Source organism: Alteromonas sp. LMIT006, assembly GCF_024300645.1.
Classification (GTDB): domain Bacteria; phylum Pseudomonadota; class Gammaproteobacteria; order Enterobacterales; family Alteromonadaceae; genus Opacimonas; species Opacimonas immobilis.
Genome location: NZ_CP101291.1, coordinates 273717 through 299394, shown reverse-complemented (window position 1 = coordinate 299394; position 25678 = coordinate 273717). Strand labels below are relative to the sequence as shown.

Here is a 25678-nt window from a genome sequence, read left to right as displayed (position 1 = left end):
TTTTAACCGTTTTGGGTTGAACTTATCAGTATTTCTGAATATGTTGCATTGCGTGAGTCAATAAAAATAACAACCTTGCAGTAACTCAAACACAAGAACGAACCCTCATCAATGTGCAAATAATTCCATAACCTAAAAATAAGTTAGTGATCACTTTATTATGATGTTACAATATAACAATTGTAAGGTAAGTCACTTTAAAAATGCGTTTCATATTTAGCAAAGACAATAGGATAGACCAAGTGGGTGTATGGCTCACCAGCTTGTGCGCGCTTCATTGTATTGCAGTGCCCGTTATTCTTCCTTTAGTGCCATTGCTTGCCGGTTCATTTTTTGCAGAAGAATGGTTTGAGCGTATGGTTTTGTTACTCTCAATTGTGGTCGGCTTTATTGCTTTGCTCATCGGATTTTACAAGTATCATAGACAATTGTATCCTATTTATTCTTTAGCCATGGGCGGTTTTATCTATTGGCAAAAAGATATGTTTGGACATCACTTTGAACCATTAGTAGTGACTATTGGTGCAGTGTTGATCATCGCTTCTCACATCCTTAATATTCGCCTGTGCAAAGCGTGTAAAGGATGTGGCAGTAAGGTTGCTAGCCCCTCTTAACGGGCATTAAACCAATTAACGGCTTCGTGCGGGGTGTTGGTAAAGTATCCGTCAACGCCAAGTTGAAGCATATCCTCCCATTGAGTAGGTTCATCTAAGGTAAAGACCCATACGGATTTACCAGTTTGCTTAATCGTAGTAATGCGTTGTGCAGTGGCTATTTCAGAACTGATCCCGACAATATCATAAATAATATCTCCACGGATTGATGGCAGTTCTGCATGGTTATCTTCCGATAACCATCCCCACTTCACAGGCAATTTAATACATTGCAGATGCTCTAAAAGGCGTTTATCAAATGACGATAGGACAACATGGTCACCGAACAAACCTAAGTGAGATAACTTTGCCATATATTCTTGCATAAACGGGACATCATCACAGCTTTTGACTTCGATATTAATAATCAAATCCGGTGGCAGTAACGCCATTACTTGTGTCAAGGTAGGGATTTGATATTGTTGTCGGAGCGTTTCATTGAGTTCGGTTATATTCACATCCACCTTATGCGTACGCAATAAGTTTGTATCGTGGATGATCAGCGCTTGCCCGTTACAAAAATGCACATCAAATTCTATTCCATCACAACCACTGCTGATGGCAGAGCGAAACGCTTCCATCGAATTTTCTAAAAAGCGCTTTGAAGCTCCTCTATGTGCGAGTATCTGCATGACGTTTACCCGTTATGATGGTTTCATACACCGCTGCCGCAACAATTAAAAGCCCACCAATGTAAGTTTGCCAGTTAGGCTGTTCGCCAAGCAGTAAAATAGCCAAAATCACCCCATAAAACGGTTGCATACAAGCAACCAGTGAAAATGTCTTGGCGCGTAAGTGTTGTAAACAAGCGGCAACCATGGCATGTGGTACGGCAGTAAATAAAGTACCTAATACGAACAGTAACAGCAAAGAATGTCCGGACATATTCAGCATTTCTTCTGATGTGAATCCAATTAAGCATGCTGAGACAATCAAAGTTTGATAACTCATTGCTTTGGCACCACTGTAATGCGAAAAATACTGTCGGTGTAACAAATTACGCAAAGCGTATAACAACGCAGAAAAGACCCCAACGGCAACACCCATGGTAATGTCGTTATCGAGGTTGTTTTCTGGGACGATCAACATGATCCCAATGAAGACGACGATGGCACTGATAACATCTTGCCAAAGCAGTCGAATTTTCTCAAAAAATGGTTCGAGCAACACCGTGATGACTGGAAACGTAAATAGCGCAATTATGCCAACGGATACACCCGCATATTGCATCGCAGCAAAGTAAGTGATCCAATGCACTGCCATGATCACACCCAATCCGGCACCCACCCAATAATCGCGACGATTGTCCAAGCGCCAAGATTCTCCCATGAGCTTAATCAGAGTGTACAAAAACAAACAGGCGAAGATCGAGCGACCGATAGTGATGTCGAGGGCGGTTAACGGAATGATTTGCGAAAATAATGCAGTACCACCCAACAACATCACTGTAAAGTGTAGTGAATAAAGACTGCGTTTAACGGGATCCATCAATATTACTTAATGTCAGCATTTTGGATGGTGGCGAAGGTTTCACCTAAACGTGTCACTTGACCGGCACTTAAATCGCGCAAATCGACACGGTTTGGCTCAAAACACACGACAATAGTAGAGCCCAATTTGAATAGGCCCATTTCTTCCCCTTTTTGTAGCGTGATACTATCACCGGCACTGTCTGTGTATTGCCAATGGGTGACGTTTTTGCCAGCAGGTGGTGTCACAGTACCCGCCCAAGATGTTTCGATGCTTGCAACAATGGTCGCACCCACGAGGACGATAGCGACTTTACCAATGGCAGTATCAAATATCGCCACCACGCGCTCATTGCGAGCAAACAAACCCGGCACGTTCTCAGCAGTCAGAGGGTTCACTGAGAAAAGTTCGCCAGGCACGTACACCATATCGGTAAGCTTGCCTGTCAATGGCATGTGAATCCGGTGATAGTCACGAGGTGACAAGTAAATAGTCGCAAAATCCCCGCCTTTGAATGGTGCGGCCAATTTTGCATCCCCGCCGAGTAGCGCCGTTAGGCTGTAATGATGTCCTTTGGCTTGAAAAATCTGTTCGCCCTCGATTGGACCACATTGACTGACAGTACCGTCGACAGCATGACCGAGTTCATTTGTATTGTCAGAAAAAGAGCGTAAACCGTCTTTAAGTTCACGAGTAAAAAAAGCATTGAAACTTGAGTAGTGAGCTGGATCTTCGTATTTAGCTTCACTCATATCCACATTAAATTGCTTGATGAATGCCTTGATCACAGCTGTGGTGACCTTGCCATATTCGCCGGCGGCAAATTTGCCGACTAAGCGCGATAAAGCGTGTTTCGGTAGAATATACTGTAAACGAACTTTGAACCAATCCAGCACGGTGTTTTTCTCCATAAATAAGAGCGCATATTGTACATGGATTTGACGCAGAAAGAATTAAAAATCCTTTGCAAAATTAGGACGTTTGTCTGACATAGACTCAAGGATTTTGTGATAGCTGGCAAAGCGCTCAGGATCAATGTCACCATTTTCAACAGCTTGCCGTAACAAGCATCCAGGGTCGTCTCGGTGCTTGCAGTCGCGAAACTTACAGCCACCCAAATATTCCCTGAATTCGATAAAACCCTGAGTAATTTGTTCTTCAGGTAGGTGCCACAAGGCAAATTCACGTACTCCAGGGGAATCAATCAGCTCTCCACCTTTTGCAAAAGGAATGAGCTTGGCAGCGGTTGTGGTGTGTTGACCTAATCCTGAATTGGCCGAAACATCGCCAACTAACTCTTCAGATTCAGGCAATAGAGCATTGACTAATGAGCTTTTGCCAACTCCAGACTGTCCGACAAACACACTGATTTTATCGACTAATAAATCCGCTAACTGGATAATACCTATATTGGCTTTACACGAGGTATACAGCACTTGGTAGCCGATATCTCGATACACTTGAGTCATTTCTTCCACGATGGCAAAGTCTTCGTCATCGAGTAATTCCACTTTATTAATGACGATAATGGGTGTGATATGGACGTCTTCACAAGCGACTATGTAGCGATCAATGATATGGGGCGACAGGGTTGGCACAATGGAGCTGACAATGATGATTTGGTCGATATTGGCCGCAATGGGTTTGACTCCATCATAAAAATCTGGGCGTGTTAGTACAGATTGTCGCTCCTCAACCAGCTCAATTACGCCCAAGTCACTACTTTCAGGGCTTGAGGGAGGATAAAATTGCACGTCATCGCCGCATACTACTGAATCAATGGTTCGGCGAATGTGAACTTGTACTTGGTTATCTTGCGGATCTCTTACAATGGCTTGCTTGCCAAAGCGACTAACGACTTTACCCGTCGTAAGTGGGCCAAGGTGGGCGACATCGAGCTTGGGAGCGGCTTGTTTTTTACGCCGATTATGCGCAATCTGACGGCGTTGACGGTCGCTGAGTTTTGGTTTTTTGGCCACGAAATATTACAAGATAAATTAAAAACTGACTATATATTACCGTTAAGCTAGCTATAATGCTAATGCTACTCTGATATAGGAATTTTTGCATGACCCCAGTACTTTCTTCGGATAATTTAATTTGGATTGATATGGAAATGACCGGACTCGACCCTAAAGAATGTGTCGTATTAGAAATCGCAACCATCATTACCGATAAAGATCTAAATATCCTTGCCGAAGGTCCAGTCGTAGCGGTTCATCAATCTGATGATATTTTGGACAACATGAACGAATGGTGTATCAAAACTCATGGTGCAACGGGTTTGACTCAACGCTGTCGAGAGAGTGAATACTCTGTATCCGATGCAGAGAAGATCACCTTGGATTTTGTTAAGCAATGGGTTGGTCCACAACAGTCGCCTTTGTGTGGTAACAGTATAGGTCAAGATCGTCGTTTCATGGCTGAATATATGCCTAGCCTTGAAGGTTATTGCCATTATCGCAATATCGATGTATCGACCATCAAGGAACTGACTCGTCGATGGCAACCAGAGATTGTGGATCAAGTCGTCAAAAAAGGCGTGCATTTGGCCTTAGACGATATCCGTGAGTCCATTGCCGAGCTGATTCATTATCGCAAACACGTATTTAAAATTTAGTACGAATTTTAGGTAACTATTGTACATTTTGTATCCCTGACATATTATCGTGTGATAACACTAATAATAATCTATCAATTTGATATCCACTCTTTTTAGGGAAACACATCATGAAAACACTACCGAAGTTTCAAACCTCGTTGGTAGCGGCTGCTATTGCTGCAAGTATAGCACCCACATCAGTGGCCTTAGCGCAAACGCAAGAAGCTCAAGTTGAACGTATCGAAATTACGGCAACTCGCCGTACGGGTACCGTTCAAGAAGCACCTTTGAATATTACAGCGTTAACAGCCGACACGCTCTCAGAGCAAAATATTGGCCAACTAGAAGACGTTGCGCGCTGGGTACCAGGTTTAACCGTTGTAGATCAAGGTGGACGCAGTGACTCACCTATTATTGTTCGTGGTCTAAACACCAATACACTTGGTCCAGGTGCCAATGGTGGCACGGTTGCGACCTACTTTGGTGAAATTCCTGTGTTACTCAATATGCGTTTGACAGATATCGAACGCGTAGAAGTATTGATTGGTCCACAAGGAACTTTATACGGCGCGGGCACGTTAGGCGGTGCAATTCGCTACATCCCTAAAGGCGTGGATTTGGATTTAACTGAAGGCGAAGTCTACGGAAACATCTCATCCATGTCTGAATCAGATAGCTTAGGGGGTGAATACGGTTTTGTCTTTAATACGCCTTTGATCAATGATGAATTAGGTTTCCGTGCATCGGTTAATTTTTACAATGATCCAGGTTTCATCGACTATGATTATGTGGTTCGACAAGGGGGAGTATCTCTTCCAGACGTAGATTGGAATAACGCTTCTGAAGTCGATGCGAATTTGCGTTCAGTCAAGGACGCAAACGGCGAAAAAACACTCACAGGACGAGCTGCCTTACGCTGGCAACCAACAGATGATATTGATGCGACATTATCATATTTTTACCAAAATCAAGACGTTGAAGGCCGCTCTATTTCTCATTACAACGCACTTCCTGAGAGCAATCCATTGTCACAAGCGGATGTGGGTAAATATAGCTCGGCGTACCGTTATTTAGAGCCGCGTGAAAAAACAGATCAACTATTGAGTCTCGAAGTGAATGCGGATCTTGGTTTTGCTGACTTAGTGTCCGCAACAGGTTTGTCTTCGTTTGAAGCAGATGGTCAACGTGATCAGACTGACCTTTTAATTCGCCTTGATTATAGCTATGAAGCATTTCCAGCGTTTTCTGCTTTTACCCGCGAGTTAGATAACACTGATATCTTTACTCAGGAAGTTCGCTTAGTATCTAAAGACACGGACAAATTGAGCTGGATTGTCGGCGCATTTTACAACAAGGCTGAATCGGATGGTTCTTCTTCAGAATTCACTCCAGGCTTCTCGCAATACGCAGTTGACGTTTGGGGAGCCGAGCAAAATCGTCCTGACGATTTGGAATACTTATCTGTGAGTGAATCAACCGTAACGGAATCAGCCATTTTTGGTGAAGCGACTTATGAGATTAACGATAAGTGGGATGTGACGCTTGGCTTCCGTGCTTATGAGTACGAAGTCGAAACGCGTTCAGCGATTGATTTACCGCTTTACTACACAGTATTCACTGGCCGAGCGCAGGACTCAATCGTTCTTGATTACGGTTCAGAAAGTGCCGATGACAGTGGCACGTTGTTAAAATTCAATACCTCTTATCAAGTAAACCGTGATGTGATGACGTATTTTACCCTGTCTGAAGGTTTCCGTATCGGTGGTGCGAATGGTGTGGCGGCATGTCCTTCTAACATCAATGAAATTGAAAACCAAATCGTTTGCGCCTTGCCAAATGAGCAAGTGTACGTAGCCGATACCACCACGAATTATGAAGTGGGGGTTAAATCAGCGTTATTGGGTAATAAATTACAAATCAATGCAGCAGCATTCTTAGTTGAATGGGATGATGCCCAAGTTGCCGGTGCAACAGTAAATGGTGCTCAACCGATCACGGCTAATGCGAAAGGTGCTGAGAGTAAAGGTATCGAATTGTCAGCTCGTGCAATCGTGACTGATGAGTTAACTGCTTATGCAACATTCTCATCGGTAAATGCAAAATTGACTGAAGATGCTCCGTATTTATTTGGGGTTAAATTCGACCGTTCTGGCGATATCCTCGCCGAAGAAGGTTTGATCCAAGATTACTATGACGGTAAAGCAGGCGACCGCTTATCTGGCTCACCAGAAACACAAGCGTCATTCGGCCTTAAATATTCAACTGAAATTTTGGATGGCAAAGGTTTAGACCTAGTGTATGGTTTGACTTACCAGGATGAGGTTGCATCTAAGGTTGGTATTCGTGCTGATGGTGAACTCATTCCTGGGTTCGCACTCAGTAACATTAGTGCGACGCTTACCGAGGACAACTGGGCAGTGTCATTGTATGTGAACAACTTATTTGACAAGTACGCTTACAGCTCAATCCGCCGAGATCGTGGTGACTTAGGTTTAAATAGCTATGAAGTGGGTGATTTGAACGGGGTTGACCAGCTACGTAATTATGGTCGCTTCTTGATCCCACCGCGTAAGATTGGTGTGAAGTTCACTTATAAGTTTGAACTTTAAACCATTTAAGTACGTGTTAAACCGGTTCAAATGAGCCGGTTTTTTTGTTTTAATACCTAAAAAAAATGCTTATCACTTATGAATCCTGTTCAAGCACTGTCTCAGATCAACCAACTCCTCAACCAAGGTCAGTTTATCCAAGCACACCCTTTGGTTGTGGCTTTTTTGCAACAGCAAGCAGATGTTTCTTTACAAGCCGAAGGCTATTTTTTACTGGGTATCATTAATTCGGAATTAGGTCAGTTTAACAAAGCCAGTCAGTGTTTTGAAAAAGCATTGAGCCTGAACGTTAAGCCAGAATATTTAGCGTACTATTGCAAATGCCAAGCGCTTTTAGGCAATAGCAATCAAGCGCTAGAGGCAGCTGATAACATTGATGTTGCTGCATTAAAGCAACCAAATGCGTTGGATACTGTAGGCGTTTCACTATCTAGACTCGGATTTCATGAGCGTGCAAGAGTGTTTTTTGAAGCGGCTATTGCGTTAGATAATACTAAAGCGATGTATTTTTATAATTACGGTATGTCATTAAAGTTTGCCGGGGAGTTCAAATCTGCTTTAGTTCAATTTACCAAAGTCTTACACATCGACCCCTCTCATCCGCCAACGCAATTTGCCATATCGGATATGCCCAAACACGATCAGCACGAGCGAAGAATAAAAGAGCTTGAGTCACTTTTGGCATCACCACCACAAGATCCAGATGCTCAATTACACCTGGCTCATGCCTTGGCAATTGAGTATCAGAACACGGCACAGCACCCTAGAGCCTTAGAAGTGTTGCATCAAGCCAAACAACGCAAACTGACCCAAACGCGATATGATTTTGCACGCGATGAGCGCATTTTCGCAGCCTGTCAGCAATGGTCTCTGCCTTCCATGCAGGTTGGTCATGACTCTAAGCGTCCGATTTTTATCGTTGGCATGCCTCGTTCCGGTACTACCTTGGTTGAGCGCATTTTATCTCATCACTCTCAGGTCGGGTCTGGTGGTGAACTACAGGATTTTGGGATTGCGGTGAAGCAATTAACCCAAACGCCAGGCCAACTTGTGCTGGATCCATTGACAGTTGAGCAATCTGTGAACCTAGATATGGCTGAGTTGGGGCAATTTTACATTAAAAAAACTCAGCGTATTGCTTCAGATAAACAGCACTTTATCGACAAATTACCGTTTAATTTTTTTTATATCGACTTGATTCGTGCGGCGTTGCCTCAGGCCAAAATCATCGTCATGTTACGCGATCCGATGGACACCTGTATTGGCAACTACCGCCAAATGTTTTCTCTGAACTCTCCGTATTATCAATATGCATTTGATTTACAGAGTATTGGTGAGTTTTATGTGGCGTTTCGCAAGCATATTGAGTTAATGCATGAGCGCTATGGCTCCGCTATTCGGGTGCAAAACTACGAATTACTTGCTACTAACCCTGAAGCGCAGGTAAAAGAATTGCTCGAGTTTTGTGATTTGCCCTTTGAGAGTCAATGCCTTCACGTTGAACAAAATAAAACGCCAGTCTCAACTGCAAGTAAAGTTCAAGTAAGGGAACCGATTAACACTTCGAGTATTGGTCGTTGGAAAAAATTTGGCCCAGCACTTGAGCCCTTGCATGAATACTTAAAAGCGCATAGACTGGTCTAACCAGAGTATAATAAGAGCAATAATATGACCGATCATCGCAACAATCCATTGCGCAAAATGGTACTAAAGCTGATGGATAAACCGCTATGGTTTCAGCAGTTTCTTTTGACCCGATTATTTCGGTATACCGTGAAACTCAGTGGTACTGCAAAACAAGATATTCTGCAAACGGATCTCAAAACAGTCACGTTTCGTCAACGCAATCTTAAACGGGTACAAAACCACATTGGTGGGGTACATGCCGCTGGAACAGCGTTATTGGGAGAATCCGCTACAGGTTTTGTGGTGGGTGTCAATTTACCGGGAGATAAGTTACCCTTACTCAAGTCCATGCACGTCGACTATCTCAAACGGGCGACGGGTACCCTTGAGGCTAGGGCATCGTTAACGGATGAACAGATCCAGATGATGCTTACCAAAGATAAAGGTGAAGTGGAAGTCACCGTGATTATTACCGACGAAGCGGGAATCGAACCTGTTGCGACATCCTATGTGTGGGCATGGATACCTAAGAAGCGTTAACCAAACGTCTGATTCACTATTAAATCTCATTCGTGTAGGATGTTAAGTTAGTGCGATGTAATTATAATGTTAAAAATCCTAATTAACCTACAAAATTCCGCTATTATTAAAATTTTTATCCTAAAATTAAGTATATATAGGATATAAATTTCACTTTTTGATTTATTCGTGTTTATTCTTCCTAATCCCTAACGTAGAATACACATTCATTAAAGATAACAACCTGGAGAGACTCATGAAGATGATGTCTGGTGCCGCAATGGTGGTGCAAACACTCAATGATTTGGGTGTAAAACATGTGTTCGGATACCCTGGTGGTGCCGTTTTAGATATTTATGACGCGTTATTTGCCCAAGACGAAGTCAAGCACGTGTTAGTACGTCACGAGCAAGCTGCTGCGCATATGGCAGATGGTTATGCCCGTGCGACTGGTATTACTGGTACTGTCTTAGTCACTTCAGGTCCTGGTGCAACTAACACCTTAACTGGTATTGCGACCGCTTATATGGATTCTATTCCAATGGTGGTCTTATCTGGTCAGGTTCCTTCACAGCACATTGGCGAAGATGCTTTCCAAGAAACGGATATGGTTGGCTGTTCTCGTCCAATCGTAAAACATAGTTTTTTGGTAAAACGCGCCGTTGATATCCCTAAAGCCATTGCGCAAGCTTATTATATTGCAAACTCTGGGCGTCCAGGTCCAGTAGTAGTTGATTTGCCTAAAGACATTGTAAACATTGCCGATTCACATCCGTATGAGTTTCCAACCGATGTCACAATGCGTTCTTACAACCCTGTGACCAAAGGGCATAGCAAACAAATTCGCAAAGCCATTAACGCCATCATGGAAGCCAAGCGTCCAGTATTATACGTTGGCGGTGGTGCCATAGCTGCTCAAGCAGAGGGTGAGGTAACTGAGCTTGCTGAAAAGCTAGGTTGTCCAGTAACGTGTACGCTTATGGGCTTAGGTGCCTTTTCGGGAGTACATGAGCAATTTGTTGGTATGCTCGGTATGCACGGTACGCTTGAAGCGAACAAAACCATGCACAACTCAGACTGTATCATTGCACTCGGCGCGCGTTTTGATGATCGGGTAACGAATAACGTCGAAAAATTCTGTCCTAACGCGAACATCATTCACGTTGACATCGATCCTGCCTCAATATCTAAGACAGTGAATGCACATATCCCGGTAGTGGGTTCCGTTGACGTTGTGGTGAAGCAGTTTTTAGAAGAACTTACCAATGAAGATTTGAGCAAGCAAGTTGAAAAACAAGCCGATTGGTGGGAACAAATCAATTCATGGCGCGCTCAGCAGTGTTTGTCGTTTAATCAAGAAAGTCAGGTCATCAAGCCACAAAAAGTCATTGAGTCGTTGTATAAGCACACCAATGGTGATGCTTATGTGAGCTCAGATGTTGGTCAACATCAGATGTTTGCAGCGCTATATTATCCTTTTGCTAAACCGCGTCGCTGGATCAATTCTGGTGGGCTTGGCACGATGGGCTTTGGTTTACCAGCGGCGATGGGTGTCCAGTTTGCACATCCGGATGCGACGTCTGTAGTGGTCACAGGTGATGGCTCGATTCAGATGAACATTCAAGAGTTATCAACCTGTTTACAATATAACTTGCCGATCAAAATCATCTCATTGAACAACCGTGCGTTGGGTATGGTACGTCAATGGCAAGATATGATTTACAAAGGCCGTCATTCACATTCTTACATGGATTCGATGCCGGACTTTGTAAAACTAGCTGAAGCTTATGGTCATGTTGGTATTAAAGTAGATTCATTGGACGAATTAGATGATGCGATGGCGCGTTGTTTCGCCGAAAAAGACCGTCTGGTATTTATGGATATCGCCGTTGACCAAAACGAGCACGTATATCCTATGCAAATCAAATATGGTGCAATGGATGACATGCGCCTAAGTAAAACGGAGCGTACCTAATGAAACGTATTATTTCTGTATTAATGGAAAACGCCCCTGGCGCCTTATCGCGAATAGTTGGTGTATTTTCACAACGAGGTTTTAACATTGACTCGCTAAACGTATCCAATACGGATGATCCGAGCTTGTCGCGTTTAACGATCGCTACCATCGCAGACGATAAAGTCAATGAACAAATCATCAAGCAAATGAACAAGTTGATTGACGTGTTAAAGGTAACGGATTTGACAGAGTCAGCGCACGTTGAGCGTGAATTAATGTTAGTAAAAGTCGTTGCTAATAATGAAGCAATTCGCTCTGAAATTATTCGTAATGTAGATATCTTCAGGGCAAAAGTTTTGGATGTGGATGCAACCAACTACACCTTAGAATTGACTGGGGCGAAAGAAAAGCTGGACGCGTTTATTGCTACATTGTCTCACAATGCGACGATTATTGAGTCGGCGCGCACGGGTATTTGTGGTTTGGCACGTGGTGAAAGAGCTTTAACACCGTAACTTTTCAGGATTTCGGCATTAAATTTTTGTATATTTATTGTACGGTTAACAATCTTTTGACATAAATCAATATTCATATTGATAAATAATTAACCTTCAGACTTTTATAAATATAAATGAAGTGTTAGACTTTATATGTAATTGATTGATAGGCCTTTGACGTCTACAATAACGAAACAGGCAAAAGACTTGTGTTATATGTGGAACAGGTATCGCCAATTACCTGATATGAATACATGGAACGCAAGTATGCACGCAGTGCATTTTTAGCAAGTGGTTAGTTATTTAGTTACAAGGTGACGATATGTCAAAGTATACAGGTTCTGTAAAGTGGTTTAATGCCGAAAAAGGTTATGGTTTTATTACTCAAGACAATGGTGGCAAGGATGTATTCGTGCATTACCGTGCTATTCAAAGCGAAGGGTATAAAACCTTACCAGAAGGTCAAAAGGTAACTTTTGAAATTGAAGAAGGTCAAAAAGGATTGCAAGCAGCAAACGTTGTTAGCGTCTAATTGATATCATTCAAAACCTCGGTACTTAGCTGTTGTAAGCCTGTCAAAGATTCACATGTTTAAGTACCGAGTTATATCCCTTTTCAGATAAATGCGTAAGCATCCCCAAATAAACAAGCTTTTTTCAAGCCTACTTTCATAAAGTCTTCTCTAGCAACTTTTGCCATTGGAAAGGGCCCTGCAATATAGACTTGGGCACTAGCTAGTGATTGCATTTGTTCAATAACTGCAAGGTGAACCAAACCCGTTTGACCCTCCCAATCGGCTTCAGCTTCTTCAACGACTGGGTGAAAATAGAAATTATCATATTTGTCGCATAACGCTTGCATGATATCAAATTCATATAATTGGCTGGCTTGTTTGGCCCCCCAGAAAATATGCACAGGCGCATCAAGTTGCTGTTCTGCAATTTCAAAGGCGATGGATTTGAGATAAGAATACCCAGTACCACCAGCTATCAAAACAATGTTCTTGTCCTCTTGAGGCTGTAAATAGGCATTACCGTTAGCCAAAGTGACTTGAATATTACCAAGAGTTCGCAAACGCTCGATTACATCCCACGCATAAGGATTTTCTGGTACTGCGCCAATATGTAATTCAATAAATTTATCTTTACTTGGGCTGCTTGCAATAGAAAAAGGACGAGCATCATCCTCGCCCATATGCACCAGTAGATACTGGCCCGCAAAATAGTGTAATTCGTCATCTGCAGACAAAATTATACGGTAGACGTCATGGCCGACGTTTTCTATAGTTTTTAAGTTGAGTTGCATCAAAGTATTGGTTACCTTTTTGAAGGGGTTTGGCAATGGGCTTCGATCCCGAGTTCATCCCACATTGCGTCGATTTTGTCTTTGACCTGTTCGTCCATTACGATGGGTTCACCCCACTCACGGTCGGTTTCACCAGGCCACTTATTCGTTGCATCCATACCCATTTTGGAGCCTAAGCCTGACACAGGTGAGGCAAAATCTAAATAGTCTATTGGTGTGTTGTCGATCATTGTCGTATCACGGGAGGGATCCATACGAGTGGTAATCGCCCATATGACATCTTCCCAGTTGCGTGCATCGACATCATCGTCACATACAATCACGAACTTGGTGTACATGAACTGACGTAAAAACGACCAAACACCTAACATCACTCGTTTCGCATGTCCAGGGTATTGCTTCTTCATTGTGACGATTGCCATACGATATGAACAACCTTCCGGAGGTAGATAAAAATCCACAATCTCAGGAAATTGCTTTTGTAAAATAGGCACAAAAACTTCGTTTAACGCTACACCCAATATGGCTGGTTCATCGGGTGGTCGGCCAGTATAGGTTGAGTGATAAATTGGGTTCTGGCGCATTGTTATGTGAGTCACAGTGAACACCGGAAATTCATCTACTTCGTTGTAGTAGCCGGTGTGATCACCGTAAGGCCCTTCAGGAGCCGTTTCTCCGGGCATAATATGACCTTCCAATACAATTTCAGATTGAGCTGGTACTTGTAAGTTACAACTGATTGCTTTGACTACTTCGGTTTTACTGCCTCTCAATAGTCCAGCAAAGGCATATTCAGATAGTGTATCTGGAACTGGAGTGACTGCACCGAGTATGGTTGCTGGATCTGCACCTAACGCAACCACAACTGGGTATGGCTTATCAGGGTGTTGTTGACACCATTCGCGAAAATCCAAAGCCCCACCTCGATGCGATAGCCAACGCATGATGACTTTGTTTTTGGCAATAACTTGCTGACGATAGATGCCTAAGTTTTGACGTTTTTTGTGTGGCCCCTTGGTGACGGTTAAACCCCAAGTAATAAGAGGAGCAGCATCCCCCGGCCAGCAACGTTGGACGGGGATTTTACTCAAATCAACCTCATTGCCGCTTAGGATAACTTCTTGGCAAGGCGCCTTGCGTACCACTTTTGCTGGCATATTTAATACCTGTTTAAAGACAGGGAGTTTGCTCCACAAATCTTTAATGCCTTTGGGTGGATCGGGCTCTTTGAGGTAGGCCAGTAATTTTCCCACTTCGCGCAGTGCTTCAACATTGTCTTGGCCCATACCCATTGCGACGCGTTCAGGGGTACCGAACAAGTTTGCTAATACAGGCATATCATGACCTTTGGGATTTTCGAACAACAGCGCCGGGCCCCCAGCGCGAAGGGTGCGGTCAGCAATTTCGGTCATTTCCAGATCCGTATCAATGGATTGGCTGATGCGGAGTAATTTACCGCGAGCCTCTAATTGCTCGATAAAATCACGTAAATCTTTGTATTGCATTACAAAACCTATTCAAAGTTTTAGGTTAATTATGGTCAATTATACCAGAGCAATACCTTTATTGATCATCCTCACCCTGAATAATTTGGAATAAACTGATTGACCGGTTAGGCAAACTCAAATTTAGAACAGCAAGAGTTTGAAAGGGATCAAATTGAACTGGTGCGTTAAACACCGTCAGCATGTTATAATTGAACCACTTAAAAAGAACGATGTGATTGAATGTCCAACGATCCCTATTTTGAACGTGAACAGGTCAAATATGAAAACCCTGTAGCTAGTCGTGAGCACTTACTAGCCTTGATTCAAGGGGCCAATCAGGCTCTTAGTTTTCTCGATATCTGTCATTTAGCTAATGCTACTTCCGATGCTGAGCAAGTTGGTATTCAACGCCGACTGCGGGCAATGGAGCGAGAAGGCCAACTGCAATTCAATAGGCAAAAAAAATACGAATTACTTGCAGCGGAAGCCGTTATGGTCGGTCGAGTCATTGGTCATCGCGATGGTTTTGGTTTTGTATCATTTTCCTCAGATGAGCCTGATTGGTACTTATCCCAAGGACAAATGCAGCAGCTGATGCACGGCGATGAAGTCGAGGTGGTGAGTAAAGGCTCAGGCCGAAAGGGAAAAACGGAAGGGCGTGTTACACGCGTTATTAAGCCACGCGAAGAATCCATTGTCGGTCGCTATTTTACCGAACACGGTGTGGGTTTGGTCATTCCTGATGATCAACGAATTGGTCATGAAATTTATATTGGTGCGAAAGATACCTTAGGCGCAAGACAGGGTAATGTCGTAGTGGTGCAAGTTATCAAGCGCCCCAGTCGTCAATCCTCTGCGGTAGGCAAAATAACTGAAGTCCTTGGCGAACACATGGCGCCAGGGATGGAAATTGAAATGGCCTTGCGTACTTATGATATTCCTCATGTCTGGCCACCAGCCGTCACTAAGCAAGCAAAAGCTTATGGGGAGTCTGTGCCGGAAGAAGCAAAAGTTGGCCGAGTAGATTTAAGAGACTTACCATTAGTGACCATTGACGGTGAAGATGCGCGTGATTTTGATGATGCGGTCTTTTGTCAGCCTATTTGTAAAGAAGGCATAGTTACAGGGTATGAATTATATGTCGCCATTGCAGATGTCTCTTATTATGTCAGACCCGGAACTGCTTTGGATCAGGAAGCTATTAATCGAGGGACTTCGGTGTATTTTCCTGAGCAAGTCATTCCCATGTTGCCTGAGGCTTTGTCCAACGGATTATGTTCACTAAACCCTGATGTTGAGCGTTTATGCATGGTTGCCCAGATGCAGGTAGACCTTACTGGACAAGTCACACAGTTTGAGTTTTATGAAGCGGTCATGCGCTCTCATGCGCGTTTAACCTACAACAAAGTCGCCGGTATTTTGTCAGGTGATGAAGTACTTGTTGAGCGCTATTCGGCGTTTGTAGAGCATCTGAAACACCTAGAAGATATTTATCGCATTTTGAAAGGCGCTAGGGATGGGCGTGGCGCAATTGAATTTGAAACCCGAGAAACCAAATTTGTTTTTAACGCGGAGCGCAAAATAGAACATATCGTTCCGTTAGTCCGTAATGATGCGCACAAACTCATTGAAGAATGCATGATCTTGGCCAATGTCTGTGCGGCTCGGCTATTAACAAAGAACAAAGCCCTTGGACTGTATCGTATCCATGATAAACCTGATAGCGACCGTTTACTGTCGTTTACCACGTATCTCAATGAAGTCGGCGTTGCGCATCAGCTCGAAGCAGAACCCTCTGCACGTGCGTTCACCCGAATCATCCACAAGATCAAAGCTAGACCGGATGCCGAGGTGATTCAGAGCATGTTGTTGCGCAGCATGAAACAAGCTCAGTATGATTGCGAAAACATTGGACACTTTGGCCTAGCTTTAGAAGAATATGCGCACTTTACATCCCCTATACGACGTTACCCCGATCTGGTGGTTCACCGTGCGATAAAAGCAGTGCTTAAGGCGCAGAAAAAAGCCACTACCGGTGCCAAAAAATACGTCCATGAAGAAGTTGAGCAGTTGGGCGAGCAATGCTCGATGGCGGAACGTCGTGCTGATGAAGCAACACGAGATGTAGCTGATTGGTTGAAATGTGAGTTTATGCAAGATCACGTGGGAGATGTATTCCCTGCTGTGGTGTCGTCTGTTACGAATTTTGGTTTGTTTGTTCGTTTACTCGAGTTTGGTATAGATGGTTTAGTGCATGTGACTGCACTGGGTAATGATTATTATCATTTTGACGATGTGCGCCAAGCACTTGTAGGAGAGGCTTCTGGTCGAGTATTCCGTTTAGGTGATAAATTGGAAGTCAAAGTGGCATCGGTTAACTTGGATGAACGCAAAATTGATTTGATCTTAGATGAGCCAATTACGAAAGGTGGTAAAAAACCGCGTAAAGCAAAACGCAGTAAACCTTCTGATGCAGAGCGAAGCTCACCTTCTAGAACCAGTAAAGGTCAAAAACGGAAGCAAAGCACCCGCGAAAAGAAAAAAAACAAAGCATCTAAACGCAATAAAAAGAGATAATTTAATATGGCACAGTCACATGAGTGGTTATATGGTATTCACGCACTAGAATCTGTTTTACAGCGAGAGCCACAGAGGATTCTAGAAATATTCATCGCCAAAGGTCGCGATGACGAGCGTCTGCATAATATTGTTAATCTTGCCCGCAAACATCGTATCAGTGTGCAGTTTGCGCAGCGCAAGGCGCTAGATGATAAAGCTCAAGGTGAACAGCATCAAGGTGTCCTAGCACGAGCTATCGCGGCGAAACCTTTAAATGAAAATGACCTTGATACAATTATTGCACAGGCCGAAAAGCCTTTTTTACTCGTTTTAGATGGAGTGACCGATCCGCATAACCTCGGTGCTGTGCTTCGTTCAGCAGATGCTGCTGGTGTCGATGCGGTTATTGTGCCAAAGGATAAGTCGGCTACGCTCAATGCCACTGTGCGCAAAGTCGCTTGTGGCGCAGCAGATGTGATTCCACTGATCCAAGTCACTAATCTTGCGCGGACGTTGGTCGATATACAACACCAAGGAGTATGGGTTGTTGGTACAGCAGGGGAAGCCACTCAGCTGGTGTATGATTGTGATTTTAAAGGACCTATCGCTTTGGTGATGGGCGCTGAAGGTAAAGGGATGCGTCGTTTAACTCGTGAAAAATGCGATGAGTTGATTAAACTACCAATGTATGGCTCCGTTTCTAGTTTAAACGTATCCGTAGCGACAGGGGTCTGTTTGTATGAAGTGGTGCGGCAGCGTGGGGGGCTTAAATAATTCATGTGTCGAATTTGTATTTGCTGATTTGGTTGATATTCTCAGCTTAGACTTTTTTGATTTTGAAGAAGGCAGCAACAACGACAAAAATCGTATTTCGTTTTATGAAGGCAACAATGAAAAAACATATGGATTTGTGCCAAACACTGGCGATAGTGATTTTACACGCGAAGCCTTTAATGCCACTGGAATTAACTGTATGGTAATAAGGTATTCAAGTTCTGGTGGTATCGATAATCTAGTATTTAGACATCACGGCTGCCTGAATCCGGATAAAGAACCTGATGCATTAGCTCTATTGGCTCTAGGTTGGTGCTTTCATTGCGTCGCCGAGCCAAACGGTGGGGATAAAAACCTCAAATCACAAATGTCTATAGTATGTAAAATTCCTCTGAAAGTTTAACAAAACCTTCGGGGTTTTTTATGAAGAAAATGGATGAAATCCATTATGTTGACAGATAAAATACCCACGATAATATCGAATTTCTTGTTATTATGAACAAGTGTAATATTTTAAAAAATTTAATTGATATAGATAGAGATATTATGAAAAATTATTTTATTATTATTACATTATTATTTTTAACATCGAGTGCGGTCGCCGATATTTATGATAGAGGTGGCTCTATTGTTGAAGGCAAACTGGTTAAACAATACAGTCTACAGGAGCTGCTTGACCTAAATTGGTTGCCAGAATCTCTTATTAATGAATTGGTTGAATTAAGTGGTGACGCTACAGTTTTAGATTTTTCGAGTACCGTTACTTATTCGGCACAACCAATGAAAAAAATGACAAGAGGTTCTGCTCCACCTCCTTTTCCTAGTATTTTTAATGAGGAAGGGGATGTAGCAACATATAAATTTGTCAGAAGTGAGAATGGGTTAATCTGGGAGTACGAGGTAACTTACACGTTAATGAGAGACCCTAACGGGAATCTTATTTGGGTAGCAGAGACCAGAAGAACCTTCAAAGGCTTTGACGATAAGTACTTCGACATAAAGTAAACTCTCATACCAATCTTTTCTTATATTGACAGGCCATCATAGCAATGGTGGCCTTTTTATTGCAATCAACACTATCATCGTCTGTAAATATCTGTTATCATTGCGCGCCCTTTTTATGGGGTATGGTCTAAAATTTGCACAAACCTCAGGGTTTTTGTGGGTTTTAGCGGCTTAATAGCCCGTTTTGGGCGTAATTTATTAGCGGAGCACTAACATGATCCAAATGCAAACTAACCTGGATGTGGCAGACAATTCTGGCGCTCGCAGGGTTCAGTGTATTAAGGTTCTAGGTGGCTCGCATCGCCGTTATGCACATATTGGCGACATCATCAAAGTTACTGTGAAAGAAGCAATTCCTCGCGGTAAAGTGAAAAAAGGTGACGTCTTAAATGCGGTGGTGGTGCGTACTAGACATGGTGTTCGTCGAGCAGATGGTTCAACTATCCGCTTTGATGGCAACGCTGCTGTTTTGCTTAATGCAAACAAGCAACCTATTGGTACGCGTATCTTTGGTCCGGTCACTCGTGAACTTCGTGGAGATAACTTCATGAAGATTATTTCACTGGCCCCTGAGGTACTATAAGGAGTCACGATAATGGCTAGAAAAATTCGTCGTGATGATGAAGTAGTCGTATTAGCGGGTAAAGATAAAGGTAAAACTGGTAAAGTAAAATCAGTATTAACCTCTGATAACCGTGTCGTTGTAGAAGGCATTAACTTAGTCAAGAAGCACACTAAGCCTAACCCACAATTGGGTGAGCCAGGTGGCATCATTGAAAAAGAAGCGTCTTTACATGTTTCAAATGTAGCGATTGTTAACCCAGCAACGGGCAAAGCAGATCGCGTTGGTTTCCGTGAAGAAGACGGTAAGAAAGTTCGTTTCTTTAAGTCTAACGGCGACTTAGTTTAATTAATTGGAGAGTACGATGGCGAAACTGCATGATTTCTATAAAGAAACAGTCGTAGCTGAACTTGCTAAGCAGTTCGGATACAAAAGCGTCATGCAAGTCCCTCGGATTGAAAAAATCACTCTAAACATGGGTTTAGGTGAGGCAATTGCTGACAAGAAGGTATTGGAAGCGGCGCAGGCAGATATGGCTGCAATCGCTGGTCAAAAACCGGTCGTCACAGTTGCGAGAAAATCAGTAGCGGGCTTTAAAATCCGTGAAGGTTATCCGATTGGCTGTAAAGTAACCCTGCGTGGCGAGCGTATGTGGGAATTCTTTGAGCGTTTAATCTCAATTACAATTCCTCGTATCCGCGACTTCCGTGGTTTGAATCCTAAATCATTTGACGGCCGTGGAAACTATTCCATGGGTGTTAAAGAGCAAATTATCTTCCCTGAAATCGATTTCGATAAAGTAGATAAAGTGCGTGGTATGGATATCACTATCACGACTAGCGCAAACACTAACGAAGAAGCGAAAGCGTTGTTAACAGCGTTTAACTTCCCGTTTAGAAAATAAGGTGTAGGGTTATGGCAAAAGAATCAATGAAGGCGCGCGAAGCAAAACGTGCCAAATTAGTGAAAAAGTATGCTGCAAAGCGTGCTGCGCTTAAAGCGACTATCAGCGATGTCAACGTTTCTGAAGAAGAGCGTTGGGATGCAGTACTTAAGCTACAACAACTACCACGTGATTCATCTAGCTCACGTCAACAAAATCGTTGCCGTGTAACAGGTCGTCCACATGGTTACCTACGTAAGTTCGGTCTGAGCCGTATCAAGTTGCGTGAAGCAGCGATGCGCGGTGAAGTCCCTGGCTTGAAAAAAGCAAGTTGGTAAGGAGTAGCAGTCTATGAGTATGCAAGATCCTATCGCGGATATGTTCACCCGCATCCGTAACGGCCAGTTAGCATCTAAAGTGGCAGTAGCTATGCCTTCATCAAAGCAACGCGTAGCGATTGCTGAAGTATTGAAAGCAGAAGGTTACATCACTGATTATGCAGTATCTGGTGACGTTAAGCCTGTCTTAGAAGTGACATTAAAGTACTTTGAAGGCAAGCGTGTAATCGACACAATCGAGCGTGTATCTCGCCCAGGCCTACGCATCTATAAGAAAAAAGATGAGTTGCCAAAAGTATTGGGTGGTTTAGGTATCGCAATCGTATCTACATCAAAAGGTGTGATGACTGACCGTGCAGCGCGTAAAGCGGGCATGGGTGGTGAGATCATCGGTTATGTAGCGTAACGGGAGATTATCAATGTCACGTGTAGCAAAAGCACCTGTCGACGTTGTATCAGGCGTAGAAGTATCTATCGCCGGTCAAGACGTTACAGTAAAAGGTAAAAACGGTACATTATCACGTACGTTTAATGAACAAGTTGAAGTTGTCCAAGAAGACAACCAGTTGAAAGCACTTCCTCGTGAAGGCGCTCCAAACGGTTGGGCTCAGGCAGGTACAGCGCGTTCAATTCTAAACGCAATGGTTATTGGTGTATCACAAGGTTTCGAAAAGAAACTTGAGTTAAACGGTGTTGGTTACCGTGCGCAAGCACAAGGTAGCAAGTTAAACCTGACTTTAGGTTTTTCTCACCCTGTCGTGGTAGAAATGCCAGCAGGCATCACTGTAGAAACTCCTAGCCAAACTGAAATCATCGTCAAAGGCGCTGATAAGCAGGCGGTTGGTCAGATCGCAGCGAACATTCGCGGCTGGCGTCCACCAGAGCCTTACAAAGGCAAGGGTGTACGTTACTCGGATGAGATTGTTCGTCGTAAAGAAGCTAAGAAAAAGTAGGTGGGTGAGATGGATAAAAAATCAGCTCGCTTACGTCGCGCAACTCGCGCACGTAAGAAAATCAGTGAACTCGGCGCGCACCGTTTGGTCGTTAACCGTACTCCACGCCACATTTACGCACAGTTAATCGCACCTAGCGGTTCTGAAGTATTAGCGGCGGCGTCAACGGTTGAAGCAGCTATCAAAGGCGCTGTTTCTTCAACAGGTAATGTTGAAGCAGCAACTGCGGTAGGTAAAGCGATCGCTGAACGTGCTATCGAGAAAGGCATCAAAGAAGTGGCTTTCGACCGTAGCGGTTTTAAATACCACGGTCGTGTTAAGGCCTTAGCAGATGCAGCTCGTGAAGCTGGTCTTCAGTTCTAGGAGAAGATAATGGCTAAAGTAGAAAATCAACAACAGGGTGATTTAAACGAAAAGCTCGTTGCTGTAAACCGTGTATCAAAAGTAGTTAAAGGTGGTCGCATCTTTAGTTTTACTGCGTTAACGGTAGTTGGTGACGGCAATGGCCGCGTTGGTTTTGGTTACGGTAAAGCACGTGAAGTGCCAGCTGCAATCCAAAAAGCAATGGAAAAAGCTCGTCGTAACTTGGTTCAAGTTGAGCTTAACGGCAATACGTTACAACATCCTATTAAAGGTCGCCATTCGGGTTCTAAAGTTTACATGCAGCCTGCCTCTGAAGGTACGGGTATCATCGCTGGTGGTGCAATGCGTGCAGTATTAGAAGTGGCTGGTGTACAGAACGTACTTTCTAAATGTTACGGCTCTACTAACCCAATGAACGTTATTCGTGCAACGATTAACGCCCTTACAGACATGAACTCTCCAGAGGGTGTGGCTGCTAAGCGTGGGTTATCAGTAGATGATATTTTGGGGTAATTGATCATGGCTAAAACACTAAAAGTTAAAATGACTAAAAGTGCGATTGGTCGTCTACCTAAGCACAAAGCTACGTTGGTAGGTTTGGGTTTACGTAAGATCAACCAAGTTCGTGAACTTGAAGATACTCCAGCAGTTCGTGGCATGATCAACCGTGTACAGTACATGGTTGAGATAGTGGAGGAGTAACAGATGCGTTTAAATACTCTTGCTCCTGCACCAGGAGCTAAAAATTCTGGTAAGCGCGTGGGTCGTGGTATCGGCTCTGGTTTAGGTAAGACAGGTGGCCGCGGTCACAAAGGTCAAAAGAGTCGTTCAGGCGGTTCTGTGAAGCCAGGTTTTGAAGGCGGTCAAATGCCAATTCAACGCCGTCTACCTAAGTTCGGTTTCAAATCTCGTGTAGGTTTTGTTACTGACCAGGTTACTTTGACTGAAATCAGCAAAGTAGAAGGCGATACAGTCACGTTACAAGCTCTTAAAGATGCAAACTTAGTGAAGAAAGAAATTCAATTCGTTAAGGTTATCTTAAGTGGTGAAGTAAATCGTGCGCTAACTGTAAGTGGTTTGAAGGTAACTAAAGGCGCGCTCGAAGCGATTCAAGCAGCTGGCGGTAAGGTAGAGGACTAATCCGATGGCGAAACCAGGTATGACTTCAGGCGCGCAGAACGGCTTAAGTGAACTACGCAGCAGATTGTTTTTCGTACTCGGTGCGATAATCGTATTCCGCTTAGGTTCATACGTGCCAATTCCTGGTATTGATGCAGCTGTGTTGTCTCAATTATTTGAGCAACAAAAAGGCACTATTGTAGAAATGTTTAACATGTTCTCAGGTGGTGCTTTAGAGCGTGCATCGATATTAGCGCTTGGGATTATGCCCTACATCACTGCATCGATTATTGTTCAATTGTTGTCAGCGGTACATCCTCCGCTGATGGAATTGAAGAAGGAAGGTGAACAAGGTCGTCGTAAAATTAGCCAGTACACACGTTATTTGACGTTAGTACTTGCTACATTCCAATCAATTGGTGTGGCGACTGGTTTACCTAACTTGATCAGTGGTCTAGTGATTAATCCTGGCTTCGGATTCTATTTTACAGCAGTAGTTAGTTTGGTCACAGGAACCATGTTCCTAATGTGGCTAGGTGAACAAATTACGGAACGAGGTATTGGTAACGGTATCTCCATTCTGATATTTGCAGGTATTGTGGCAGGCTTACCGACGGCTATCGGTCAGACTGCAGAGCAAGCACGTCAAGGTGAGATCAATTTAATTTTCTTGCTTTTGATTGCTGCGATTGTGATGGGTCTTACTTATTTGGTCGTGTTCGTTGAACGTGCACAGCGTCGCATCGTTGTGAATTACGCAAAACGTCAACAGGGTCGTAAGATGTACCAAGCACAAAGCTCACACTTACCATTAAAGGTGAACATGGCAGGTGTTATACCTCCTATTTTTGCCTCAAGTATCATTCTATTCCCCGGCACGATTGCTGGTTGGTTTGGACAGAATGAAGCGACCTCTTGGTTGCAAGACGTGGCGTTAATGTTATCGCCAGGTCAACCGTTATATGTGGGTTTGTATGCAGCAGCAATTGTGTTTTTCTGCTTCTTCTACACGGCGTTGACTTTCAACCCGCGAGAAACAGCAGATAACCTCAAAAAATCTGGTGCGTTTGTCCCTGGGATTCGTCCTGGTGAACAAACTTCACGTTATCTCGACAAAGTAATGACGCGCTTAACACTAGCTGGTGCGATTTATATTACCTTTGTTTGTTTAGTGCCTGAATTCATGTTGTTAACGTGGAATGTTCCGTTCTACTTTGGCGGCACATCATTATTGATCATTGTGGTCGTAATTATGGATTTCATGGCACAAGTACAGACCCATCTGATGTCGAGTCAGTATGAGTCAGTGCTGAAAAAAGCGAATCTTAAAGGTTACGGCCGCTAAGGCTGTTACCGATAAGTTTGCCATTCGGAGTGATGAAATGAAAGTTCGTGCATCCGTAAAAAAGATTTGCCGTAATTGCAAAATCATTAAGCGCAACGGTGTTGTTCGAGTGATTTGCATCGAGCCTAAGCATAAGCAAAGGCAAGGTTAATCAAAGTTGAGAATGTTTAACACCTAACCAAAGGTTAGGTGTTTTATTCTTTTATTTGCAAAATTGTTGACAAGTAAGTATCCTTACGGGCTTTTTACGATTAGTCAACCCAAAACTAGAGGAGTGCTGTTAATGGCCCGTATAGCCGGCATTAACATTCCTGAACACAAGCATACAGTAATCGCGCTACAAGCGATTTTCGGTATCGGTGCTACACGTGCAAAAAGCATTTGTGCATCTGCTGGTGTTGCAGAAGAAACCAAGATCAAAGATCTTGACGAAACAACTATTGATAAACTTCGTGATGAAGTAGCTAAGTTCACTGTTGAAGGTGACTTACGTCGTGAAGTATCAATGAGCATCAAACGTTTGATGGACCTAGGTTGCTTCCGTGGTATTCGCCACCGTCGTAGCTTACCTCTACGTGGTCAGCGCACTAAAACCAATGCGCGTACCCGTAAAGGTCCTCGTAAGCCAATTAAAAAGTAAGCGGGGGATAAAGTAATGGCAAAAGCACCTACTCGTGCGCGTAAACGCGCAAAACGTCAAGTTGCTGATGGTATGGCTCATATCCATGCTTCTTTCAACAATACGATTGTGACTATCACCGACCGTCAAGGCAATGCCTTAGCATGGGCGACTTCTGGTGGTTCAGGTTTCCGTGGTTCACGTAAATCTACCCCATTTGCTGCACAGGTTGCGGCGGAGCGCGCTGGTGAAGCAGCACAAGAATATGGTCTTAAGAACCTTGAAGTGTTCGTTAAAGGTCCAGGTCCAGGCCGTGAGTCTGCGATCCGTGCTTTGAATGCAACTGGTTACAAGATCACTAACATTACCGATGTGACGCCTATTCCTCACAACGGTTGTCGTCCACCGAAAAAACGTCGCGTTTAATCGACGG

Annotated in this window: 32 protein-coding genes; 26 read left to right on the top strand and 6 right to left on the bottom strand. The window is 43.6% G+C overall.

Annotated elements, in window-relative coordinates; genetic code table 11:
* Positions 1 to 242 precede the first annotated feature (242 nt).
* Positions 243 to 614 (top strand): MerC domain-containing protein, encoded by a 372-nt coding sequence (locus NLG07_RS01415; protein ID WP_368501262.1) that lies wholly within the window; start codon positions 243 to 245, stop codon positions 612 to 614.
* On the opposite strand, the gene NLG07_RS01410 is transcribed toward NLG07_RS01415, so the two are convergent.
* From NLG07_RS01410 to rsgA, 4 genes are read right to left on the bottom strand one after another with little or no spacing between them, the layout of a single operon-like run.
* Positions 611 to 1285: a glycerophosphodiester phosphodiesterase gene (locus NLG07_RS01410; RefSeq protein ID WP_254855909.1), complete on the bottom strand. Its 675-nt coding sequence runs from the start codon at positions 1283 to 1285 to the stop codon at positions 611 to 613. The two genes, NLG07_RS01415 and NLG07_RS01410, sit on opposite strands and share 4 nt — an antisense overlap.
* Positions 1266 to 2141, bottom strand: coding sequence for a DMT family transporter (locus NLG07_RS01405; RefSeq protein ID WP_254855908.1), 876 nt, complete (start codon positions 2139 to 2141; stop codon positions 1266 to 1268). Before NLG07_RS01405 ends, NLG07_RS01410 begins: the two co-directional genes overlap by 20 nt.
* A 5-nt stretch (positions 2142 to 2146) precedes the next feature.
* Entirely contained in the window at positions 2147 to 3019 is an 873-nt protein-coding gene (gene asd, locus NLG07_RS01400; protein ID WP_254856781.1) for an archaetidylserine decarboxylase, read from the bottom strand.
* A gap of 57 nt (positions 3020 to 3076) precedes the next feature.
* Entirely contained in the window at positions 3077 to 4102 is a 1026-nt protein-coding gene (gene rsgA, locus NLG07_RS01395; RefSeq protein ID WP_254855907.1) for a small ribosomal subunit biogenesis GTPase RsgA, read from the bottom strand.
* A gap of 89 nt (positions 4103 to 4191) precedes the next feature.
* Between rsgA and orn the strand changes: the two genes are divergently transcribed.
* From orn to NLG07_RS01360, 7 genes are all read left to right on the top strand, one after another.
* Positions 4192 to 4743, top strand: a complete 552-nt coding sequence (gene orn, locus NLG07_RS01390; protein ID WP_254855906.1) for an oligoribonuclease — start codon at positions 4192 to 4194, stop codon at positions 4741 to 4743.
* 110 nt (positions 4744 to 4853) lie between these two features.
* Positions 4854 to 7334, top strand: a complete 2481-nt coding sequence (locus tag NLG07_RS01385; protein ID WP_254855905.1) for a TonB-dependent receptor — start codon at positions 4854 to 4856, stop codon at positions 7332 to 7334.
* 78 nt (positions 7335 to 7412) lie between these two features.
* Positions 7413 to 8978, top strand: coding sequence for a tetratricopeptide repeat-containing sulfotransferase family protein (locus NLG07_RS01380; protein ID WP_254855904.1), 1566 nt, complete (start codon positions 7413 to 7415; stop codon positions 8976 to 8978).
* Positions 8979 to 9002: 24 nt separating this feature from the next.
* A complete protein-coding gene (locus tag NLG07_RS01375; RefSeq protein WP_254855903.1) occupies positions 9003 to 9500 on the top strand; it encodes a DUF4442 domain-containing protein in 498 nt (165 codons plus the stop codon).
* A 235-nt stretch (positions 9501 to 9735) separates the two neighbouring features.
* A complete protein-coding gene (locus NLG07_RS01370; protein WP_254855902.1) occupies positions 9736 to 11454 on the top strand; it encodes an acetolactate synthase 3 large subunit in 1719 nt (572 codons plus the stop codon).
* Positions 11454 to 11951: an acetolactate synthase small subunit gene (gene ilvN / locus NLG07_RS01365; protein WP_254855901.1), complete on the top strand. Its 498-nt coding sequence runs from the start codon at positions 11454 to 11456 to the stop codon at positions 11949 to 11951. Before NLG07_RS01370 ends, ilvN begins: the two co-directional genes overlap by 1 nt.
* A 304-nt stretch (positions 11952 to 12255) precedes the next feature.
* Positions 12256 to 12465, top strand: coding sequence for a cold-shock protein (locus NLG07_RS01360; RefSeq protein WP_254855900.1), 210 nt, complete (start codon positions 12256 to 12258; stop codon positions 12463 to 12465).
* An 83-nt stretch (positions 12466 to 12548) separates the two neighbouring features.
* Here NLG07_RS01360 and fre read toward each other — a convergent pair whose 3' ends face one another.
* Both fre and ubiD read right to left on the bottom strand, forming a co-directional pair.
* Positions 12549 to 13238 carry an NAD(P)H-flavin reductase gene (gene fre / locus NLG07_RS01355; RefSeq protein WP_254855899.1) on the bottom strand — a complete coding sequence of 230 codons (690 nt, stop codon included), beginning with the start codon at positions 13236 to 13238 and terminating at the stop codon, positions 12549 to 12551.
* Between the two features lie 11 nt (positions 13239 to 13249).
* The gene (ubiD, locus tag NLG07_RS01350) at positions 13250 to 14743 is read right to left on the bottom strand and encodes a 4-hydroxy-3-polyprenylbenzoate decarboxylase (RefSeq protein ID WP_254855898.1); all 1494 of its coding nucleotides are present in this window, start codon (positions 14741 to 14743) and stop codon (positions 13250 to 13252) included.
* Positions 14744 to 14965: 222 nt separating this feature from the next.
* Here ubiD and rnr point away from each other — a divergent pair, with 222 nt between their 5' ends.
* The 18 genes from rnr (at position 14966) to rpsK (ending at position 25671) form a co-directional block, all read left to right on the top strand.
* The gene (rnr, locus tag NLG07_RS01345) at positions 14966 to 17302 is read left to right on the top strand and encodes a ribonuclease R (protein ID WP_254855897.1); all 2337 of its coding nucleotides are present in this window, start codon (positions 14966 to 14968) and stop codon (positions 17300 to 17302) included.
* A 6-nt stretch (positions 17303 to 17308) separates the two neighbouring features.
* A complete protein-coding gene (rlmB, locus tag NLG07_RS01340; RefSeq protein WP_254855896.1) occupies positions 17309 to 18058 on the top strand; it encodes a 23S rRNA (guanosine(2251)-2'-O)-methyltransferase RlmB in 750 nt (249 codons plus the stop codon).
* The gene (locus tag NLG07_RS01335; protein ID WP_254855895.1) at positions 18042 to 18461 is read left to right on the top strand and encodes a hypothetical protein; all 420 of its coding nucleotides are present in this window, start codon (positions 18042 to 18044) and stop codon (positions 18459 to 18461) included. Before rlmB ends, NLG07_RS01335 begins: the two co-directional genes overlap by 17 nt.
* 143 nt (positions 18462 to 18604) lie before the next feature.
* Positions 18605 to 19063 carry a hypothetical protein gene (locus NLG07_RS01330; RefSeq protein WP_254855894.1) on the top strand — a complete coding sequence of 153 codons (459 nt, stop codon included), beginning with the start codon at positions 18605 to 18607 and terminating at the stop codon, positions 19061 to 19063.
* A gap of 214 nt (positions 19064 to 19277) precedes the next feature.
* Positions 19278 to 19646, top strand: a complete 369-nt coding sequence (gene rplN, locus NLG07_RS01325; protein WP_254855893.1) for a 50S ribosomal protein L14 — start codon at positions 19278 to 19280, stop codon at positions 19644 to 19646.
* A 12-nt stretch (positions 19647 to 19658) separates the two neighbouring features.
* The gene (gene rplX, locus NLG07_RS01320) at positions 19659 to 19973 is read left to right on the top strand and encodes a 50S ribosomal protein L24 (RefSeq protein WP_254855892.1); all 315 of its coding nucleotides are present in this window, start codon (positions 19659 to 19661) and stop codon (positions 19971 to 19973) included.
* 16 nt (positions 19974 to 19989) lie between these two features.
* Positions 19990 to 20529 carry a 50S ribosomal protein L5 gene (gene rplE, locus NLG07_RS01315; RefSeq protein WP_254855891.1) on the top strand — a complete coding sequence of 180 codons (540 nt, stop codon included), beginning with the start codon at positions 19990 to 19992 and terminating at the stop codon, positions 20527 to 20529.
* 11 nt (positions 20530 to 20540) lie between these two features.
* A complete protein-coding gene (gene rpsN / locus NLG07_RS01310; protein ID WP_254855890.1) occupies positions 20541 to 20846 on the top strand; it encodes a 30S ribosomal protein S14 in 306 nt (101 codons plus the stop codon).
* Between the two features lie 13 nt (positions 20847 to 20859).
* Positions 20860 to 21252: a 30S ribosomal protein S8 gene (gene rpsH / locus NLG07_RS01305; protein WP_254855889.1), complete on the top strand. Its 393-nt coding sequence runs from the start codon at positions 20860 to 20862 to the stop codon at positions 21250 to 21252.
* A gap of 13 nt (positions 21253 to 21265) precedes the next feature.
* Positions 21266 to 21799: a 50S ribosomal protein L6 gene (rplF, locus tag NLG07_RS01300; protein ID WP_254855888.1), complete on the top strand. Its 534-nt coding sequence runs from the start codon at positions 21266 to 21268 to the stop codon at positions 21797 to 21799.
* Between the two features lie 9 nt (positions 21800 to 21808).
* The gene (gene rplR / locus NLG07_RS01295) at positions 21809 to 22162 is read left to right on the top strand and encodes a 50S ribosomal protein L18 (RefSeq protein WP_254855887.1); all 354 of its coding nucleotides are present in this window, start codon (positions 21809 to 21811) and stop codon (positions 22160 to 22162) included.
* A 9-nt stretch (positions 22163 to 22171) separates the two neighbouring features.
* Positions 22172 to 22675 (top strand): 30S ribosomal protein S5, encoded by a 504-nt coding sequence (rpsE, locus tag NLG07_RS01290; RefSeq protein WP_254855886.1) that lies wholly within the window; start codon positions 22172 to 22174, stop codon positions 22673 to 22675.
* A gap of 6 nt (positions 22676 to 22681) precedes the next feature.
* On the top strand, positions 22682 to 22864 hold the full coding sequence (gene rpmD, locus NLG07_RS01285) for a 50S ribosomal protein L30 (RefSeq protein ID WP_254855885.1): 183 nt from the start codon (positions 22682 to 22684) through the stop codon (positions 22862 to 22864).
* 3 nt (positions 22865 to 22867) lie between these two features.
* A complete protein-coding gene (gene rplO / locus NLG07_RS01280; protein ID WP_254855884.1) occupies positions 22868 to 23302 on the top strand; it encodes a 50S ribosomal protein L15 in 435 nt (144 codons plus the stop codon).
* 4 nt (positions 23303 to 23306) lie between these two features.
* The gene (gene secY, locus NLG07_RS01275; protein ID WP_254855883.1) at positions 23307 to 24626 is read left to right on the top strand and encodes a preprotein translocase subunit SecY; all 1320 of its coding nucleotides are present in this window, start codon (positions 23307 to 23309) and stop codon (positions 24624 to 24626) included.
* Positions 24627 to 24663: 37 nt separating this feature from the next.
* Positions 24664 to 24777 carry a 50S ribosomal protein L36 gene (rpmJ, locus tag NLG07_RS01270; RefSeq protein WP_083781675.1) on the top strand — a complete coding sequence of 38 codons (114 nt, stop codon included), beginning with the start codon at positions 24664 to 24666 and terminating at the stop codon, positions 24775 to 24777.
* 132 nt (positions 24778 to 24909) lie between these two features.
* Entirely contained in the window at positions 24910 to 25266 is a 357-nt protein-coding gene (gene rpsM / locus NLG07_RS01265; RefSeq protein WP_254855882.1) for a 30S ribosomal protein S13, read from the top strand.
* Between the two features lie 15 nt (positions 25267 to 25281).
* The gene (rpsK, locus tag NLG07_RS01260) at positions 25282 to 25671 is read left to right on the top strand and encodes a 30S ribosomal protein S11 (RefSeq protein WP_254855881.1); all 390 of its coding nucleotides are present in this window, start codon (positions 25282 to 25284) and stop codon (positions 25669 to 25671) included.
* Positions 25672 to 25678: the final 7 nt, after the last annotated feature.

What these genes read in the sequence shown, in the direction of transcription:
- NLG07_RS01410 (WP_254855909.1), bottom strand. Translation starts at nt 1,285, where the DNA reads ATGCAGATACTCGCACATAGAGGAGCTTCAAAGCGCTTTTTAGAAAAT.
- NLG07_RS01405 (WP_254855908.1), bottom strand. Translation starts at nt 2,141, where the DNA reads ATGGATCCCGTTAAACGCAGTCTTTATTCACTACACTTTACAGTGATG.
- orn (WP_254855906.1), top strand. Translation starts at nt 4,192, where the DNA reads ATGACCCCAGTACTTTCTTCGGATAATTTAATTTGGATTGATATGGAA.
- NLG07_RS01385 (WP_254855905.1), top strand. Translation starts at nt 4,854, where the DNA reads ATGAAAACACTACCGAAGTTTCAAACCTCGTTGGTAGCGGCTGCTATT.
- NLG07_RS01380 (WP_254855904.1), top strand. Translation starts at nt 7,413, where the DNA reads ATGAATCCTGTTCAAGCACTGTCTCAGATCAACCAACTCCTCAACCAA.
- NLG07_RS01375 (WP_254855903.1), top strand. Translation starts at nt 9,003, where the DNA reads ATGACCGATCATCGCAACAATCCATTGCGCAAAATGGTACTAAAGCTG.
- NLG07_RS01370 (WP_254855902.1), top strand. Translation starts at nt 9,736, where the DNA reads ATGAAGATGATGTCTGGTGCCGCAATGGTGGTGCAAACACTCAATGAT.
- ilvN (WP_254855901.1), top strand. Translation starts at nt 11,454, where the DNA reads ATGAAACGTATTATTTCTGTATTAATGGAAAACGCCCCTGGCGCCTTA.
- NLG07_RS01360 (WP_254855900.1), top strand. Translation starts at nt 12,256, where the DNA reads ATGTCAAAGTATACAGGTTCTGTAAAGTGGTTTAATGCCGAAAAAGGT.
- fre (WP_254855899.1), bottom strand. Translation starts at nt 13,238, where the DNA reads ATGCAACTCAACTTAAAAACTATAGAAAACGTCGGCCATGACGTCTAC.
- ubiD (WP_254855898.1), bottom strand. Translation starts at nt 14,743, where the DNA reads ATGCAATACAAAGATTTACGTGATTTTATCGAGCAATTAGAGGCTCGC.
- rnr (WP_254855897.1), top strand. Translation starts at nt 14,966, where the DNA reads ATGTCCAACGATCCCTATTTTGAACGTGAACAGGTCAAATATGAAAAC.
- rlmB (WP_254855896.1), top strand. Translation starts at nt 17,309, where the DNA reads ATGGCACAGTCACATGAGTGGTTATATGGTATTCACGCACTAGAATCT.
- NLG07_RS01330 (WP_254855894.1), top strand. Translation starts at nt 18,605, where the DNA reads ATGAAAAATTATTTTATTATTATTACATTATTATTTTTAACATCGAGT.
- rplN (WP_254855893.1), top strand. Translation starts at nt 19,278, where the DNA reads ATGATCCAAATGCAAACTAACCTGGATGTGGCAGACAATTCTGGCGCT.
- rplX (WP_254855892.1), top strand. Translation starts at nt 19,659, where the DNA reads ATGGCTAGAAAAATTCGTCGTGATGATGAAGTAGTCGTATTAGCGGGT.
- rplE (WP_254855891.1), top strand. Translation starts at nt 19,990, where the DNA reads ATGGCGAAACTGCATGATTTCTATAAAGAAACAGTCGTAGCTGAACTT.
- rpsN (WP_254855890.1), top strand. Translation starts at nt 20,541, where the DNA reads ATGGCAAAAGAATCAATGAAGGCGCGCGAAGCAAAACGTGCCAAATTA.
- rpsH (WP_254855889.1), top strand. Translation starts at nt 20,860, where the DNA reads ATGAGTATGCAAGATCCTATCGCGGATATGTTCACCCGCATCCGTAAC.
- rplF (WP_254855888.1), top strand. Translation starts at nt 21,266, where the DNA reads ATGTCACGTGTAGCAAAAGCACCTGTCGACGTTGTATCAGGCGTAGAA.
- rplR (WP_254855887.1), top strand. Translation starts at nt 21,809, where the DNA reads ATGGATAAAAAATCAGCTCGCTTACGTCGCGCAACTCGCGCACGTAAG.
- rpsE (WP_254855886.1), top strand. Translation starts at nt 22,172, where the DNA reads ATGGCTAAAGTAGAAAATCAACAACAGGGTGATTTAAACGAAAAGCTC.
- rpmD (WP_254855885.1), top strand. Translation starts at nt 22,682, where the DNA reads ATGGCTAAAACACTAAAAGTTAAAATGACTAAAAGTGCGATTGGTCGT.
- rplO (WP_254855884.1), top strand. Translation starts at nt 22,868, where the DNA reads ATGCGTTTAAATACTCTTGCTCCTGCACCAGGAGCTAAAAATTCTGGT.
- secY (WP_254855883.1), top strand. Translation starts at nt 23,307, where the DNA reads ATGGCGAAACCAGGTATGACTTCAGGCGCGCAGAACGGCTTAAGTGAA.
- rpmJ (WP_083781675.1), top strand. Translation starts at nt 24,664, where the DNA reads ATGAAAGTTCGTGCATCCGTAAAAAAGATTTGCCGTAATTGCAAAATC.
- rpsM (WP_254855882.1), top strand. Translation starts at nt 24,910, where the DNA reads ATGGCCCGTATAGCCGGCATTAACATTCCTGAACACAAGCATACAGTA.
- rpsK (WP_254855881.1), top strand. Translation starts at nt 25,282, where the DNA reads ATGGCAAAAGCACCTACTCGTGCGCGTAAACGCGCAAAACGTCAAGTT.